The following is a 16684-nucleotide window of genomic DNA, read 5'->3' as shown; positions in this document are numbered from 1 at the left end:
GTCAGTTTGTTTTTCCAACTGATCTGGCTACCGCAGAGTAGCAAGGGGCGTCGGCGCATCACAAGAGGACCGCCCCCGCCAGCCGGGCGGGAGGGGCGGTGTGGGCCGCAACCAGCCAGTCGGATCGGATGGTTACGGTCAGGCAACGCGAGGGTGAGACCCCGGGAAACCGGGGGAGGATGTATCCGTGAGCGTGGCGCATCGAGCCATGGAGCGACTGCGGGACTGGCCGGACCTCGACGTGGGCCCGGCCCGTTGTGGCATGGGCCGCGCGGTGCGGACGGCGGAGTGCGAGATCGTGCACTTCCACTCCGACCGGGACGCCGACCTGCACCTTACCGAACCGGCCATCCGGCACCTGGCCGCTCATCTCGGGCGGTCGACGGCGATCCGGCTGGTGCCGGAGTCACAGTGGGTGACCGTGCACCTGGACAGCGAGCGGGACGCGGATGTGCTGTTGTGCCTGGTCAGCGTCGCACTTCAGGCGCATGCGCGGTGCGTCGGGGCCGCGCCGCACCGGTGCAATCTCAACCGGGTGACGTTCCCGGACCGGAGGGACCACCAGATGTGCTGACGCGCGGCCGCCATCCGGTGGTCGTCCGGCCGTCGGCCGTCAGTTGATCTCGACCCTGCCGCCCTCGTCCGCCGGGCGCGGCCCGGCGTTCTTCTCCGCGCCGCCCTCGGGCGAGCCCAGGTTGCGCCGTACCGAGTCCAGGATCGTCAGGCCCTGTCCGACCAGGCCCGCGGCGATCTCGCCCAGGCCGTCGGCGCCGTTGAGGACGTTGACATTGGCTCCGGAGAGCCCGGCGGCGGCCTCCTTGACGATCTGCGGCAGCTGGTCGATGAGCATGCGGTCCAGCGCCACCCGGCCGTGCGAGGCCGCGGCCTCGGCCTGGATCCGCATCCGCTCCGCCTCGGCCAGCGCCAGCACCCTGATCCGCTCGGCCTCGGCCTCGGCGGGCTTCACGATCTCGGCCACCAGCTGTTGCTGGCGCAGGTCGGCCGCGCGCTGGGCCAGCTCGGTCCGCGCGGCGAGCACCTCCTGCTGCGCATGGGCCTCGGCCAGCGGCCCGGCCTGCCCGGCCTGGGCCTGGGCGCGCTCCACCTCCGCCGAGTACTCGGCCTGCACGATGGCGGTCTGCCGGGCGTATTCGGCCTGCTTCCGCGCGGCCGCCTGCTCCGCCTCGGCCGAGGCCTGCGCGGCCTGGGCCTGGGCGATCTGGGCCTGGCGCTGGATGGCCGCCTTGTGCGGGGCCGACATCGCCGCGATGTAGCCGGTGTCGCCGTCGTCGATGGACTGGATCTGCAGCGAGTCCACGGTCAGACCGATCTTCGCCATCTCGGCCTTGGAGGTGTCCAGGACCTCGGTGGCGAGCTTCTGCCGCTCGGTGATGATCTCCTCGACGGTCATCGAGCCGATGATGGCGCGCAGGTGTCCGGCGAAGATCCGGCCCGTCAGCACCGACATCTGGTCCTGGTCGGAGAGGAAACGCTGGCCCGCGTTGACGATGCTCTCGGTGTCGTTGCCGACCTTGAAGGCGATCACGGCACGGACCGTCAGCACGATGCCCTGCTTGGTGACACAGGTCTCGGCGACCTCCGACTCGCACATCGCCAGGGTCAGGAACCGGGTCTTGCGGAAGACCGGGATGACGAACTTGCCGTGGCCGGTCACCACCCGGAACGGCGCACCACCCTGTCCACGCCTGCCGCCGGAAATGAGCATCGCCTGGTCCGGGGCGGGAACGCGGTAACCGAACATGTTTCGTCTCCTCAACCGGCGCTGCCGGCCTCGCCGGCCAACGCGTTCAACGGATCAGCCCACTCGATGACGTCGACCTGGCGCGCGCCACGGCAATCGATCACGAGCACGGATGTCCCTTTGGGCAAGGGGACGTCGGACCAGGCGAGAAAGGTTTCGGTGCCGCCTCTGATCCGTACCAGGACCTCGCCGGGGCCGGCGGATCCGCGGGTGCCGAGGACCAGCACACCGGTGCAGCCGCGTACGGCATCGTCCGTCGCCATGGATGGCCACGCCCCCCTCGTCTTGCTGATGTCGAGGCTCGGACACTGGCGCCGTGGCGTCAACGCCTCGGACCGGTGTTGCTGTCGAGCGGCCGGGTGCACAGCTCCACGAGGCGGGTGCGGTGCTCCGGGTGGGCCGAGAGCCAGCGGCCGAGCTGGTGGTCGGCGCCGTCCAGGACCAGCTTGGTCCATGGGGACCTGGTACGGAGGGCCTGCTCGATCCCGGCCGTGACCTCGGGCGGGATGATCTCGTCGTGCTCGGGGACGACCAGGACGGAGCGGCCGGTGAAGGCGCCGAACACGTCGAAGACCGTGCTGGGGCGCCAGCTCCCGGGCCGGCGGATCAGCTCGGTGAACCCGTCCCCGAACGGCACCGGCCACGCCTCGGGCCCGTACGCCGCTGGTGCGCACAGGCAGATCGCCTCGACCCGGCTGCCGAGGTGGGAGGTCAGATCGGCGACGGTCTGGCCACTCATGCTGAAGCCGACCAGCATCAGCGGGCCGCCGTCGGGGGAGAACGCCTCGATGACGTCGAGCGCCTGACGGAACCTCCGCTCCAGGCTCAGCTCCGCCGGCTTTCCCGAGCTGCGCCCGTGTCCGGAGAAGTCGAACGCGAGGGAGGGGTGGCCCGCCGCGGCGAAGTCGCGGGCGAGCGGGATGCTCCGCTCCTTGCTGCCGATTCCGGCCCCGTGCATGATCACCACCCGGGCGCGGCCGGCGTCGGACGAGGCGGGCCCGGCGGGCTCGAAGGAGGCGCAGCTCAGGGCTTCCCCGTCGGCGTGGTGGACGAACTCCATGGACGCTCCCCCTTGTTGGGCGCGGCGGCATCGCCGTCGGCGAGAGCGTACTGGAGGCAGCAGCGGACCCCGCCGACCGTGTCCGGTCGGCGGGGCCGCGGGGGAGGAAGCGGGGCTCAGGCCTTCGCGGCGCGGGCTTCCTTCGTCAGGCGGGCGAGCACGTCGGTCAGCTGGCCGGTGACCTCGGCGTCGTCCGACGGGTGCTGCTCGGCGAAGCGGGTCAGGGAGCCGGGGATGGAGAGCTTGATGTCCTCGACGACGGTGCCGCCGGCGATGCCCACGGACTTGCGGATGTCGTCATGGGCCCACAGGCCGCCGTACTGGCCGAAGGCGGTGCCGACGACGGCCACCGGCTTGCCGGAGATGGCGCCGGCGCCGTACGGGCGGGACAGCCAGTCGATCGCGTTCTTCAGGAGGCCCGGCATGGTGCCGTTGTACTCGGGCGAGAAGAACAGGAGAGCGTCGGCCTCGGCGGCCGCGGCGCGCAGCTTGGCGCCCGCCGCGGGTACGGAACCCTCGACGTCGATGTCCTCGTTGTAGAAGGGGATGTCGGCCAGGCCCTCGTGGACCGTGATCTCGACGCCCTCGGAGGCGAGCTTCACGGCGGCCTCGGCGAGCTGGCGGTTTGTCGAGCCGGCGCGGAGGCTGCCGACCAGGGCGAGGATGCGAACAGACATGGATTCTCCAAGATCGATAAGCGCCCGCGGCGCGGACCTCATTAGTTGAAGGTTATACCAGATAACCGGACCGTGGTCCACTTCAATATAACCGGACCGCGGTCCGGTACGCTAGGGGTCATGACCTCGTCAGCGCCGCCCCAGCCTCCAGCTCAGCCCGCGTCGTCCCCCCGGGGCGCGGCCGGGCGGTCGCTGCTGCCCCTGGCCGGCCAGGCGCCGCCGATGCGGGCCGACGCCGCGCGCAACCGGGCCCGGCTGCTGGAGGCCGCCGCCCGGCTGGTCGCCGAGCACGGCGCGGACAAGCTGACCATGGAGGCGGTCGCCTGCGCCGCGTCGGTCGGCAAGGGCACGGTCTTCCGGCGTTTCGGCGACCGCACCGGTCTGCTCCAGGCGCTGCTCGACCACTCCGAGCAGGCCTACCAGGAGTCCTTCCTCACCGGCCCGCCCCCGCTCGGGCCCGGCGCCCCGGCCGTCGAGCGGCTCGAGGCGTTCGGCGTGACCACGCTCCGGCAGATGTGCGCGTTTCTGGACCTCTATCTGGCCGGTGACCCCGAGGCCCACCGCCGCCTGGTCAGCGCCCCGCGCCAGGTCCGGCTCACCCACGTCACCATGCTGCTGCGCGAGGCCGGGGCCGGCGGCGATATCGAGCTGCTGGCGGAGACGCTGCTGGGCTACCTGGAGCCCGCGCTCATCAACCATCTGACCCGGCAGCGCGGGATGGAGCCGGCCCGGCTGGAGGCGGGCTGGCGCGACCTCGTCACCCGCATCGTCAAGCCCGCCGCGTGAATTGTCCGGTCGCTCAGGCCTCTTGAGCCTCTCTGGCTTCTTGAGTCTGTTGAGCCTCTTGAGTTGCTGGAGACGTCGGCTCGGACACGGCCAGCACCAGCCACAGGCCGGGCAGGCCCGCCACCGTCGCCATGATCACCGCGGCCGTGGCGAGCTCACCCCGCGCCAGGAGCGGAGCGGCCAGCGCGGCCCCGAGCGGCGGCGTCCCCTGCATGAGCGTACGCAGCGCCGTGAAGGCCCGGCCGTGCAGCGCGGGCGGGATACGGCGCATCCGCAGCGACTGGGCCCATACGGTCATCGGGGCGCTCAGCACGCCCACCGCGAAGTACCCGGCGCCGACCACCAGAGCGCTGGGCGCCCCCAGCACGGCCAGGAAGGCCGACCCGGCCCCCGCCTGGCACAGCCCGATCAGCCGCGGCGACGCCCGCCCGGGCCGCCCGCGCCCCGCGAGCGCCGCGCCCAGCACCTCCCCGGCCGCCAGCGCGGCGGCCAGCACGCCCAGGACCGAGGCGCCACCTCCCAGCTCGTGCTTGGCCAGCCAGGGCCCGATCACCAGCAGCAGCATTCCCTCGGCGATATTGAAGAGCATGAAGGCCGCCGTCGTGGCCACGACGACCCGGTCACCGGCCACACTCCTCAGGGACGGCTTCGCCCGCGCCGGTTTCCCACCGCGCGCGGGCGGCGACAGCGGCCGCCGTACGGTCGCTGCCAGAGCGGCGAGGACGAGGTACGAGGCGGCGTCGACGAGCAGCACGTTGGCCGCGCCGATCGCGCCGATCAGGACACCGGCCAGGGCCGGGCCGACGACGGACGACACGCTGAAGCTCAGCGACTCCAGCGCGTTCGCGGTGTCCAGGTCGTCGTCGTCCACGAGTTGCGGTATCGCCGCGGGGAAACCCGCCAGCGGAACCATTTTGAGCAGCCCGTAGACCACCGCCACCACGAAGGGCAGGACGGTCGGCATGCCCCCGAAGGCGGCCGTGAGCGGCACCGACGCCACGCAGACCGCCCGGAACACGCTGTCCGCGATCAGCAGCGTCCGCTTGTCGACCCGGTCCAGCAGCAGCCCCACCGCGGGCCCGCCGACCACGACGGGTGCGGTGAAGCAGACGCCCAGCAGCCCGAGCCGGCCGGTGCCGCCCTCGTCGAGCACCAGCCACGCCAGGGCCAGGAACGTCATCCCGTCGCCCAGCAGCGACACCGTGGCGCCCAGCCACAGCCGGCCGAACCCGCCCGACCCGCGCAGGACCCGCGCATACGCCCTCACCGGGCACCGCTTCCGCTCTCGTGTCCGCTCTCGTGTCCGCTCTCGTGACCGCTCTCGTGACCGCTCTCGTGACCGCTCTCGTGTCCGTTCGCGTGTCCGTTCTCATGGGTGAGCAGCCATCGCTTGGCATCCAGGCCGTAGTAGTAGTTGCCCAGGCTGCCGTCCGACCGGCGCACGCGATGGCAGGGCACGATCAGGGGCACCAGGTTGTACGCGCAGGCGGCGCCCGCCGCCCGCGCCGCGCCGGGGCTTCCCGCGCGGGCCGCCAACTCCTGGTAGCTGACGGTGGCCCCGGGTTTCACCCGGCGCATCTCCCGCCAGGCCGCGAGCCGGAAGTCACTGCCGGACTGGACGACGGGGAGCGCGTCGAGCGCCGCCAACTCGCCGTCGAAATAGGCCGTCACGGCGGAGGCGTACGGCTCCCGCGCGGCGCGCGGGGCCGGTCGGCGCTCCCGCCACGCCCGGGGGAGTTCGGCGAGGAGGACGGCGGGGTCCTCGGTGAACCCCGCGGCGAGGATGCCGTCCGGGGCGGTCACCAGGGTGAAGGGGCCGAGCGGGGTCGGCACCGTGGCGGCGTACATGGGCGTGTCCTGTTCTGGTGGTTCTTCGGGTCGTTGTGGTCGCTCTGGCTGCGCCGGCTGTTCTGGGGCCTGGGTGGGCAGCGCGCGGATCAGGCGGGTACGGCGAGGTGAGGCGGCGGGGGCGGTCAGGTGGCGCGGCGGGCCGGCGCGGACCGCAGGTGCACCGCGGCGTACGAGCGCCACGGCCGCCAGCCGCGGGCGCGCCGGGCGAGGTCCGCGGGGGCGTCGGCGAGACCGAGGGCGTGTGCCGCGCGGCGGAGCTCCGGGTCCTCGGGGGCGAAGGCGTCGGGGTCCCCCAGCGCGCGTGCCGCGATGCGCTGGACGGCCCAGGGGCGGATTCCGGGCAGGGTGAGCAGCCGGGCCGTGGCCTCCTCCCGCTCGGCGTCCCGGCCCAGGCGCAGCGTCCCGTCGTCCACGGCGCGGGCCAGGGCCCGTACGGCGGCGGCCGGTCGGTCGCCGAGGCCGAGCCCGGCGAGGTCGGCGTCGGCCAGCGCGGCGGCGGAGGGGAACAGCCGGGTGGGGCCCACCGCCAGGGCCGGGCTCGCGTTATGAGCCGAGTGGGCCCGAGGCGGTGACGTTCCCTGGCTCGGTCCGGCCTCCCGGCCAGGATGCGCCGCCGGGGCCGGGCCGACGTCCACGGCGGGGCCGACGTCCACGGCGGGGCCGACGGGCTCGCCGTAGCCGGCGGCCAGCCGTCCGCACAGCCGCCGGGCCTCCTCCAGCGAGGTGTCCTGCCCGACGAGGACGCGTACGGCCAGCTCGAACCCCTCCGCACAGCCCGGCACCCGCAGCCCGGGCGCGGCCCGGACCATCGGCCCGAGCAGCGGGTCCGGGCCCAGGGTGTCCGCGACGGCGTCCGGGTCGGCGTCCAGGTCGAGCAGGTCGCGGCAGCGCCGTACGGCGGCCGTGATGTCGCGGAGGTCGTCCAGGGACAGTCGCAGCGGCACCTCGTGCCCGACGTGGCGGCCGCCGGACACGGCGGTGCCCAGATCCAGCTCGGCGACCCCCGCGCCCCGGGGCAGGCGCAGCGTACGGCGGTAGCGGCCGCCGTCGGCCTCCTCCACGCCCGGGACGGCGCGGTCGCGCAGCCAGGTCAGGAGCGCCGCGCCGTTCAGCGGGGGCCGGTACCGCAGCCGCAGCGCCAGCGGCTCGGACCGCTGGTCCCGGCGGCCGTCGTGCGGCGCCCGCGCCCCGCGCTGCCCCCGCTGCCCCCGCAGTTCGCTCGGCGAGCGGCCGAACGCGGCGCGGATGCCGTCGTTGAACTGCCGGACGCTGGAGTATCCGGCGGCCAGTGCCACATCCGAGAGGGGCAGGGTGCCGGTCTCGATGAGCAGCCGCGCGGTCTGGGCGCGGCGGTTCAGCGCCAGGGCGAGCGGCCCCACGCCCACCTCCGCGACCAGCTGCCGGTGCAGATGGCGCTCGCTCACCGCGAGCTGGCGCGCCACCCCGGCGACGCCCGCCTCGTCGACGGCGCCGCTCGCGATGAGCCGCAGCGCGCGGGCCACCAGATCGCCCCGTACGTTCCACTCCGGTGACGAGGGCCCGGCCTCCGGGCGGCACCGCCGGCACGCCCGGAATCCCGCCGCCTCCGCAGCCGCCCCGACCCGGAAGAACCGGACGTTCTCCCGCTTCGGGGTGCGCGAGCCACACACCGGGCGGCAGTAGACGCCGGTCGAGGTCACCGCCACGTAGAAGGCGCCGTCGAACCGCGCGTCACGGCTGGCCATGGCCCGGTAACAGATGTCGAAATCGAGCACGCGGCCATTCTTCGCCGCCGGTCCGGCCGCTGTCTGGCGGTAATCGGACCAGGTGGTGGGCCGGTTCGGTGAACCTCATGCCACCGACTGCCCGTCCTCCAGGGTGACGCGGACATGCCCTCGGCGCGGAGTGGGCACGAACGGCCCGCCGCAAGGCCTAGCATGACGCGCTGTCGAGAGTGACGAGAGTGCTGAGAGTGCCCAGAGCGCTGAGAGTGTCGAGAGGGCGAGAAGGCCGTTGAGTGGTTTGCCGGGCCGGGGAGGGCCGATGGTGCCTGGGGGGGAACCTTCCAGCGGTAGCTGGGGGACCGATGAGGGGGCCCACTCCGTGCAGCGCTGGTCGGCACGGCTGTCCCTGGCCGCCGCCGCGCTGGGCGTGCTGCTGCCGCTGATCTTCGCCGGGACCGCCAGCCTGATCCTGGTGGTGGTCGGTCTTGGCGGCATGGCGGTCACCGCGGCCGCCGCCTGGTGGGCGCTGACCCGCCGTGGGGTGGCCCGGATCGCGGCGGCCGTCCTGGCGGTGGCGGCGCCGCTCACCGTGATCGGGTTCTACGACACGAGGAACCTGCTGTGGGTGGTGGTGGTCGCCCTGGGGCTGTGGGGGGTGGCCGTCTGGTCGGGGCGGGCCGCGATCCGCAGCACCGGCTTCGGCGCCGCACCGGTGAGGGAGTACCAGACCCCCGCGCCGCGAAGCCCCTTCCTGATCATGAACCCGCGCTCGGGCGGCGGAAAGGTGGGGCGGTTCGGGCTGCGGGAGAAGGCCGAGCGCCTGGGCGCGCGCGTGGTGCTGCTCGACCCCGACCACCCGCAGGACGTGGCCGCCTTGGCCCACGAGGCGGCGGACGCGGGCGCCGATCTGCTGGGCGTGGCGGGCGGCGACGGTACGCAGGCGCTGGTCGCGGCCGTCGCGGTGGAGCGCGGACTCCCCTTCCTGGTGATCTCCGCGGGCACCCGCAACCACTTCGCGCTGGACCTCGGCCTGGACCGCGAGGACCCGTCGGCCTGTCTGGACGCGCTGAGCGACGGCGTGGAACTCCGCGTCGACCTCGGCTATGCGAACGAGCACCCCTTCGTCAACAACGCGTCCTTCGGCGCGTACGCGGCAGTCGTCCAGAGCCCCGCCTACCGCGACGACAAGGTGCGCACCACCCTGGAGCTGCTGCCCGACCTGCTGACCCGCCAGCGCGGCCCCCGCATGATCGCGCAGGCCGACGGGGTCAAGATCCCCGCTCCCCAGGCCCTGCTGGTCAGCAACAACCCGTACCGCACCGGCGACCCGGCCGGGCTCGGCCGCCGCGAGCTGCTGGACTCCGGCAGGCTCGGCGTCCTCGGCGTCAAGGTCGACAACGCCGCCCAGGCCGCCGGGCTGCTGCGCGGCCGGAAGTCCGCGGGCCTGACGGTGCGGACCGCCCACGAGGTGCTGGTGGACGCCGACCGCGGGGAGATCGAGGTCGGGGTGGACGGCGAGGCGCTGATGCTGTCGGTGCCGGTGCGCTGCCGTATGGCGCCCGGGGCGCTGCGGGTACGGGTCCCCAGGGGCCGGCCCGGGGTCCCGGCGGTGAAGCCGCCCATGGACTGGCGGCGGCTGCGCAAGCTGGGCGCGGTGGTGGGGCGTACGGCGGTCGGCGGGCGCGGGTTCTGAGCGTCCGGTACGCGTTCGGCACCGCTGCCCCCGACGGGTCGGCCCCGACCGCGAGGCCGGGGGCAGCCGGGAAGGCCGGGGCGTTCGCGACGGCAGGCCCACTGGCTAACCTGACCCGGTGACCACCGAGCTGACCCTGCTGTCACGGGTCTCGTGCCGCGGCCGCGAGATAACCGGGCCCCGGCTGCGCGGCCTGCTCGCGCTTCTCGCGGGTGAGCCGCGTACCGGCTGCGGCACCGCGCGGCTGGTGGACGGGCTCTGGCCGGAGGACCGGCCGGAGAACCCGACCAAGGCGCTCCAGATCCTGGTCTCCCGCGCCCGCTCCCAGCTGGGCGCCGATGTGATCGCCAGTACCCCCACCGGCTACCGCCTCGCCCTGCCCGAGGACCAGGTCGACAGCTCCGCTGTCCTGCTCAGCGCGGCCGCGAGCGCGCGGCACGCGCGCGCCGGCGACCACGCCGCGGCGCTCGCGCACGCCGAGGCCGGCCTCGCGCTGTGGGAGGGCGACCCGGGCGGCGAGGCCGACGGCGCGGCGCGGGGCGCCGCGGCCGAGGATCCGGTGGCGGCCCTGCGCGCGGAGCGGGCCGGGACGTATCGGACGCTGGCGCGCGCCCGCGCGCTGGCCCTGTCCCGGCTCGGCCGCCGGGCCGAGGCGGCCGAGCCGCTGGACGGCCTGGCCCGTGAACGGCCGCGGGACGAGGAGGTGCTGCTGGAGCTGTTGCGCTGCGAGGCGGCCACGCTCGGCCCGTCCGCGGCGCTGGCCAGGTACGACACATACCGCCGCGCGCTGCGCGACGAGCTCGGCACCGACCCCGGCCCCGCGCTCCAGGCCGTGCACGAGGAATTGCTGCGGGGCGAGGCGCCGGTGGTGCGCCACGGCGTCCCGTACGAGCCCAACCCGCTGCTCGGCCGCGACGAGGACACCGCCGCGGTGGCGGAGCTGCTGCACGCCTCCCGGGTCGCCTCGGTCGTCGGCCCCGGCGGCCTGGGCAAGACGCGGCTGGCGCACGCCGTGAGCCGCCGGGCCGAGCGGCGCGCCGTGTACTTCGTCGGGCTCGCCGGTGTCACCTCCGACGGGGACGTGGTCAGGGAGGTCGCGTCGGCGCTCGGCGTCGGCGAGGCCCCGCCCGGCGCGGTCGGCCATCTGGGTCTGCCGACGGACGTCCTCACCGGCATCCTGGCAGCGCTCGGCCCCGGGCCGGTGCTGCTGGTGCTGGACAACTGCGAGCACGTCATCCGCGGCGCCGCCGAGCTGGTGCGCCAACTGGTGTCCACGACCCAGGACCTGAGGGTGCTCACCACGAGCCGGGCCCCGCTCGGCCTGTCCTCCGAAGCCGTGTATCTGCTGCCGGAGCTGAGCCCGGCGACGACGGTCGAGCTGTTCGAGCAGCGGGCGCGGGCGGTGCGGCCCGGCGCCGATCTGCCCGCGGACGCGGTGGCGGAGCTGTGCCGCCATCTGGACGGGCTGCCGCTCGCGGTGGAGCTGGCGGCCGCGCGGGTCCGGGTCATGTCGGTCGCCGAGATCGCCCGCCGCCTGGAGGACCGGTTCACCCTGCTGCGCGGCGGCGCGCGGGACGCGCCCAGCCGCCACCGTACGCTGCACGCCGTCGTCGACTGGAGCTGGAACCTGCTGGATCCGGCCGGACAGGCGGCGCTGCGGGCGCTGTCCGTCTTCCCCGGCGGATTCACGGCGGACGCCGCGTGCCACCTCCTGGGGGACGAGGGAGAAGACGAGGGAGAAGCGGACGACGCCCTCGGGGTGCTCGCGGACCTGACCGACCAGTCGCTGCTCAAGGTCGCCGACACCCCGGCGGGGCGCGTTTCCGGATGCTGGAGACCGTACGGGAGTTCAGCACCGCCCACCGGGAGGCCGCCGGGGAGACCGACCGCGTGATCGGCCGTTTCCTCGCGTGGGCCCGCGACTTCGGCGTGGCACACCACGACTCGCCCCATGAACGCGACTTCTTCGCGCCCCTCGGCCGGATCCGGGCCGAGCAGGACAACCTCGTCCACGCCCTGCGGCACGGGCTGGCCCGGGACGACGGCGCCGCGGTCGCGGCGACGTCCGCCGTACTCGTGTCCTTGTGGACGGTCGAGGGCAACTACACGCGCGTTGCCGCGCTGGCCGAGCAGACCAGCCGGCTGCTGTCGCACTACCGGCCCGAGCGGGCGTCCGACCCTGCGCTCATCGAGGTCACCCGGACCGCCACGGCGCTGTTCACCGCGAACACCTTCACCGTCGTCGGGCTGCGCGCCGGCCGCCCGCTGGTCACCCTGCGCCGGCTGCCGCCCGCCCCGCCCGACACCCTCGTACGGGCCATCGCGACCGTGATGGCCGCCGCGCCCGAGGTGCTGAGGCCGGATCCGGCCCCGCTGCGCGCGCTGTGTGACAGCGACGAGCCGCTGTTGGCGGTCGTCGCCAACTCCCTCGCGAGCTATGTCCTGGAGCGGCAGGGCGATGTGGACGGCGCGATCCGGGCGGCCGAGGGGATGCTGGACGCGTTCCGGGGCCGGGGCGCCGCCTGGGTCGAGGTCCTGGCCCGTACCCGGATCAGCGAACTGTCCCTGCAGGCCGAACGGGGCGAGGAGGGCAAGCGCCATCTGGTCGCGGCGCTGCGGCTGATGGAGGAGGGCATGCCGTGGGGGGACATCACCGGCATCAAGGCGGCCCTGGTCCTGGCCAATCTGCAACTCGGCGCCATCGACGAGGCGGAGCACTGGCTGCCGCTGACGACGCCCGAACGGCAGGAGGAGGCGGCGGAGACGGAGGCGGAGACGGTCGGGGCGGTCGCCTTCGGCCTCGGCATGGGGGCGGAGCTGCTGCTCGCGCGCGGCGAGGCCGAGGCCGGCTGCCGCGAGTGGCGGCGGGCCGTCGGGGCGTCGGAGAGCGGCGAGCGCGCGCTCTACCGCACCGATCCGCCCGGTCTGGAGCCCTGGACCCTGGAGATCGAGGCCGCCGCCGTCGTCGCACACGCGCACCACGGCCGGCTCGACCTGATCGAGGAGACCGTCGGCGAACTTCCCCACAAGCTGTGGACAATGCTCAGCCACCCCGTGGAGAAGCCCCCGGCCTATCTGATGGACCTCCCAGTGTGCGGCGCGCTGCTGCTGGCCCTGGCCATGGTGGAACTCGACCGCGCGGAGCGCACCGGGGACGCGGCGGCCCGTACGACCGGCGCCCGGCTGATCGCCCTGGCGGAGCGGTTCCGTTTCCTGCGCGGCTTCCAGCCGACCATGGCCTCCGCCCGCGCCCGCCACGCGGCCGAACAGGCCGACAGGGCGGCGTACGAGGGCGCGGTGTCCTCGTACGCCGCCCTGGGGCGGGAAGAGCTGCTGGCCACGGCCCTGACGGCGATCGAGCCTCTGACGCCTGCTCCACGGGAGTACGGCGGGCACGGCGGGCAACGCAGGCCCGGCGGGCACTGCCGGGCCTGCGGTTGACGTCCGGCACTGCCGGGCCGGTTAATGCCTCGGCTCCCGCTTGAACATCGCCCGCGCCCAGAGGAAGCCGACCAGGGTCAGCCCCACGCACCAGGCCACCGCGATGATGCCGCTGTTCCCGATCTCGGTGCCCATCAGCAGCCCCCGCAGCGTCTCGATGATCGGGGTGTAGGGCTGGTACTCGGCGAACCAGCGCAGCGCGGTCGGCATCGAGTCCGTGGGGACGATCGCGCTGCCGAGGAACGGCAGGAACTGCAGCGGCATGGGCGCGTTGCTCGCGGTCTCGGGGCTCTTGCACACCAGCCCCATGGCGGCCGCGAGCCAGGTGAGCGCGATGGTGACCAGCGCCAGGAGGCCGAACACGGCAAGCCACTCGACGGCGGTGGCGTTCGGCCGGAACCCCATGGCCAGCGCGAGCCCGGTGACCAGAGCGATGGCGACCAGCGTCTGGAGCACACAGCCGACGACGTGTCCGATCAGCACCGACGACCGTGAGATCGCCATGGTGCGGAACCGGTTGATGATGCCCGCGGTCATGTCGACGGAGATGGCCACGGCCATCGCCAGCGATCCGGAGGTCGCCGCCATCAGGATGATTCCGGGGGCGGCGTAGTCGATGTAGTCCGAGTCGCCGCCGCCCGCCCCGCCCATCGGGCCGACGCCGGTGCCCAGCGCGCCACCGAAGACGTACACGAACAGCAGCAGCATGACGATCGGCATCGCCAGGACGGAGATCGACATGGCGGGGTAGCGCAGCGCGTGCCGGAGGTTGCGCCGCAGCATCGTCATGGAATCGCTCAGGGGACGGGGCAGGGGACGGGACAGGGTGCTGCTCATCACGCGTTCACCTTCTGTGCGGTGGTGGTCCGGTCGGTCGGGTTGCCGGGCTTTTCGGTGAGGGCGAAGAAGACGTCGTCGAGGTCGGGGGTGTGTACGGACAGCTCCTCGGCGTCGATCGACTCGGCGTCCAGCCAGTCGAGCAGGGACCTCAGCTCCCGGACACTGCCGTCGCTCGGCACCTGGAGGGTGAGCGCTTCGTCGTCGCGCGACACCTCGCCGAAGGCGCGGGCGGCCCGTTCGAGATCGCCCGGCACGGCGAACCGCAGCCGGACATGCCCCCCGGGAATCCGCCGCTTGAGCTCTTCCGCGGTCCCCTCCGCGACCAGCTTCCCGCCGTTGAGCACCGCGATCCGGTCGGCGAGCTGATCGGCCTCGTCCAGGTACTGCGTGGTCAGGAACACCGTGACCCCGTCCGCCACCAGGTCCCGGACGATCTGCCACATGGTGTGCCGGCTGCGCGGGTCGAGGCCGGTGGTCGGCTCGTCGAGGAAGATGATGCGCGGCTGTCCGACCAGGGTCATCGCGATGTCGAGCCGCCGCCGCATCCCGCCCGAGTAGGTGGCGGGCGTCCTCTTGGCCGCGTCGACCAGGTCGAACCGCTCCAGCAACTCGGCGGCCCGCCGCCGCCCCTCGCGGCGGCCCAGGTAGTTCAGGTCGGCCATCAGGAGCAGGTTCTCCTCGCCGGTGAGCAGCTGGTCCACCGCCGAGAACTGCCCGGTCACCCCGATCGCGGACCGCACCGCGTCGGGGTCCTTCGCCGGATCGTGCCCGGCGACGCGGATGTCACCGCCGTCGGCGCCGATCAGCGTGGACAGGATCTGGACCATGGTGGTCTTGCCGGCGCCGTTGGGCCCGAGCAGCGAGAAGACCGTGCCTTCGGCGATGTCCAGATCGATGCCGTCGAGCACCACCTGCTCGCCGTACGCCTTGCGCAGTCCGGTCGCCGTGATGGCCCGGGGGGATTGGGAAGTCGTCATGCGGTAGAGAGTGCGGGCGGCCGGGTTCACGGCGGTTTCACGACGGTTTCAGGGGCGCCGGGGCCGGGCGGACTGCGGGTGCACCCCGTCACCATCGCCACCTGCGCCCCGGGCGCCGCGCCACCGCCGCGGGGCGGCAAGCCTTCCGTGACCGCGGAGGAACTGCCCGCGGCGGTGCCCGAACGGTTCCGCGAGCGGGACGAGGCGGTGGAGCGGTGGCGGCGCAGCCAGGACGTACCGCTGCCGAGCCGGGTGCTCCAGGTGCGCCTCGCCTCCTCGGCCCCGGCCCCGCTCCCGCCGCTCAAGGCGGGCCGCTGGGGGCCCGCGATGCTGTCCGCCGGCACCGTCGGCGTGGCCCTCGCGGTGCTCGCCGGGCTGCTGAGCTGGGCCCCCTGGGATCGCGCGGACGGCTGTGGCGAGCGGCTGCTGATGCGGGGCGCGGACTGCGTCGGGGTCTCGGACGGGACGGGGGTGTTCATGCCCCGCGTCCAGGGCATGCGCGAGGTGTTCGCCGGGATCGAGGCGGAGAACGAGCGGATCGCGGACAAGGCGCATGCGACCGTGGCGCTGATGATTCCCATGGAGTCGGACAACGCGGCCGTACGCCGGCAGATCGTCAGCGAGCTACAGGGCGCCTATCTGGGACAGCTCCAGGCGAACGGCTCGGACGCGGCCCCACCCATCCGGCTGGTGCTGGCCAACCCTGGCCGGGACTACCGGGCATGGCGGTACACGCTGGACCGGCTGGTCGACCAGGAGCCCGAGCTGCGGATGGTCGTGGGCTTCAACCTGAGCCTCGACAACACCCAGGACGCCATGCGCCACCTCACCAACGACCTGAAGATCCCCGTCGTGGCCGGCCTGGTCACCTCCCAAGCCTTCGCCAACACCGACGGCCCCGGCCCCTACCGCTACCCGGGCCTGGCCCGCGTGGTCTCCACCAGCAAGGACCAGGCCGCCGCGCTGCTCCACTACGACCCGGGGCTGGCCCGGGCCCAGACGGCGCTGGTCGCCGACACCCGGCCGGGCGACAGCTACAACAAGTCGCTCCGGGACGCGTTCACCGAGGCCCGGGGAGCCGGTGCCGGAGCCCAGGACATGACCTTCACCTCGGACGGGCCGGAGACCGCGGGGGTCACACCGAACGAGTTCGAGACCTTCGCCATGAACCTCTGCGAATCCAAGGCACGCGTCGTCTACTTCGCGGGCCGGGCCTTCCACCTGGAGCTGTTCGTGAAGAAGCTGGCCCGCACCTACTGCGCCCGGAAGAAGTCCTACACCGTCATCACCGGATCCGACGCGACCTCGCTCGACGAACGCCTCGGCAGCAAGGAACGCGCGCTGCTGCGAGGCGACCCCAAGGCCGGTACCCCCACCATCAACGTTTTGTACGCGGCACCGGCGCACCCCGACGCCTGGAACGTGGAACTCGAGCGCTGGAAGAAGCGCGCCGGCGCGAAGGCGGCGGACCCAGCAAACCAGCCGCGCTATCTGGTCGAACCGCAGCGGGCGATGGAGCAACTGCGCACCGAAGCCGAAGCCCACGAGGGAAAGCTGGGCGCGGTACGGCTCGACGACGGACGGGCGATCGAGACCCACGACGTGATCCTGACCGCCGCGAAGGCCCTCACGAAGGCGGCGGCGACCACGAAAACGCCCGTCCCGTCGAAAGAACGGATCAAAGAGGACTACGAGAATCTGAACTCAGCTTTCCGGATCCAGGGAGCAGGCGGCTGGATCTGCCTGACGAACGCCGGCAACCCGTACAACAATCCCCTGGCCGTCGTCCGCCTCAACCCGCTGCGCACCAAGCTGACCTTCGAAGCCCTGGCCTGGCCGAAGGGCACCCCGCCCGCGGACGACCGCTGCGTGGTGCCGCAGAACCCGCAATAGC

At 73.5% G+C, this 16684-nt stretch carries 13 protein-coding genes and 1 pseudogene; 5 read left to right on the top strand and 9 right to left on the bottom strand.

The features are described from left to right. Nucleotides 1–187: 187 nt before the first annotated feature. Nucleotides 188–574: a luciferase domain-containing protein gene (locus ACWY4P_RS25500; protein ID WP_456202637.1), complete on the top strand. Its 387-nt coding sequence runs from the start codon at nucleotides 188–190 to the stop codon at nucleotides 572–574. Between the two features lie 39 nt (nucleotides 575–613). Here the strand turns inward: ACWY4P_RS25500 and ACWY4P_RS25495 are convergent, their stop codons facing one another. The 4 genes from ACWY4P_RS25495 to ACWY4P_RS25480 form a co-directional block, all read right to left on the bottom strand. Next, complete coding sequence (locus ACWY4P_RS25495) at nucleotides 614–1762, bottom strand: SPFH domain-containing protein (protein WP_456202636.1); 1149 nt, start codon at nucleotides 1760–1762, stop codon at nucleotides 614–616. Between the two features lie 11 nt (nucleotides 1763–1773). Beyond that, nucleotides 1774–2025: a hypothetical protein gene (locus ACWY4P_RS25490; RefSeq protein WP_456202635.1), complete on the bottom strand. Its 252-nt coding sequence runs from the start codon at nucleotides 2023–2025 to the stop codon at nucleotides 1774–1776. A 59-nt stretch (nucleotides 2026–2084) separates the two neighbouring features. Then, nucleotides 2085–2822: an alpha/beta hydrolase gene (locus tag ACWY4P_RS25485; RefSeq protein WP_456202634.1), complete on the bottom strand. Its 738-nt coding sequence runs from the start codon at nucleotides 2820–2822 to the stop codon at nucleotides 2085–2087. 116 nt (nucleotides 2823–2938) lie between these two features. Then, the gene (locus ACWY4P_RS25480; RefSeq protein ID WP_456202633.1) at nucleotides 2939–3499 is read right to left on the bottom strand and encodes an NAD(P)H-dependent oxidoreductase; all 561 of its coding nucleotides are present in this window, start codon (nucleotides 3497–3499) and stop codon (nucleotides 2939–2941) included. Nucleotides 3500–3619: 120 nt separating this feature from the next. On the opposite strand from ACWY4P_RS25480, the gene ACWY4P_RS25475 reads away from it, so the two are divergent. After that, nucleotides 3620–4285 (top strand): TetR/AcrR family transcriptional regulator, encoded by a 666-nt coding sequence (locus ACWY4P_RS25475; RefSeq protein WP_456202632.1) that lies wholly within the window; start codon nucleotides 3620–3622, stop codon nucleotides 4283–4285. Nucleotides 4286–4298: 13 nt separating this feature from the next. On the opposite strand, the gene ACWY4P_RS25470 is transcribed toward ACWY4P_RS25475, so the two are convergent. The 3 genes from ACWY4P_RS25470 to ACWY4P_RS25460 form a co-directional block, all read right to left on the bottom strand. Beyond that, complete coding sequence (locus ACWY4P_RS25470; protein WP_456202631.1) at nucleotides 4299–5552, bottom strand: MFS transporter; 1254 nt, start codon at nucleotides 5550–5552, stop codon at nucleotides 4299–4301. After that, nucleotides 5549–6133, bottom strand: a complete 585-nt coding sequence (locus ACWY4P_RS25465; protein ID WP_456202630.1) for a methylated-DNA--[protein]-cysteine S-methyltransferase — start codon at nucleotides 6131–6133, stop codon at nucleotides 5549–5551. Before ACWY4P_RS25465 ends, ACWY4P_RS25470 begins: the two co-directional genes overlap by 4 nt. Before the next feature lie 125 nt (nucleotides 6134–6258). Further along, a complete protein-coding gene (locus tag ACWY4P_RS25460; RefSeq protein WP_456202629.1) occupies nucleotides 6259–7890 on the bottom strand; it encodes an AlkA N-terminal domain-containing protein in 1632 nt (543 codons plus the stop codon). A 268-nt stretch (nucleotides 7891–8158) separates the two neighbouring features. On the opposite strand from ACWY4P_RS25460, the gene ACWY4P_RS25455 reads away from it, so the two are divergent. Both ACWY4P_RS25455 and ACWY4P_RS25450 read left to right on the top strand, forming a co-directional pair. Further along, nucleotides 8159–9532 carry a diacylglycerol/lipid kinase family protein gene (locus tag ACWY4P_RS25455; RefSeq protein WP_456202628.1) on the top strand — a complete coding sequence of 458 codons (1374 nt, stop codon included), beginning with the start codon at nucleotides 8159–8161 and terminating at the stop codon, nucleotides 9530–9532. Between the two features lie 118 nt (nucleotides 9533–9650). Further along, nucleotides 9651–12973: pseudogene (locus ACWY4P_RS25450) on the top strand (ATP-binding protein). 21 nt (nucleotides 12974–12994) lie between these two features. Here the strand turns inward: ACWY4P_RS25450 and ACWY4P_RS25445 are convergent. Continuing rightward, a complete protein-coding gene (locus ACWY4P_RS25445) occupies nucleotides 12995–13810 on the bottom strand; it encodes an ABC transporter permease (protein ID WP_456202627.1) in 816 nt (271 codons plus the stop codon). Then, complete coding sequence (locus tag ACWY4P_RS25440) at nucleotides 13810–14790, bottom strand: ATP-binding cassette domain-containing protein (RefSeq protein WP_456202626.1); 981 nt, start codon at nucleotides 14788–14790, stop codon at nucleotides 13810–13812. The genes ACWY4P_RS25445 and ACWY4P_RS25440 overlap by 1 nt, the downstream gene beginning before the upstream one ends. A gap of 78 nt (nucleotides 14791–14868) precedes the next feature. Between ACWY4P_RS25440 and ACWY4P_RS25435 the strand changes: the two genes are divergently transcribed. Beyond that, nucleotides 14869–16683 (top strand): amino acid ABC transporter substrate-binding protein, encoded by a 1815-nt coding sequence (locus tag ACWY4P_RS25435; protein ID WP_456202625.1) that lies wholly within the window; start codon nucleotides 14869–14871, stop codon nucleotides 16681–16683. Nucleotide 16684 lies beyond the last annotated feature (1 nt).

The sequence above is a fragment of the Streptomyces sp. LZ34 genome, assembly GCF_053890475.1.
This window is presented reverse-complemented; position numbering and strand designations above follow the sequence as displayed.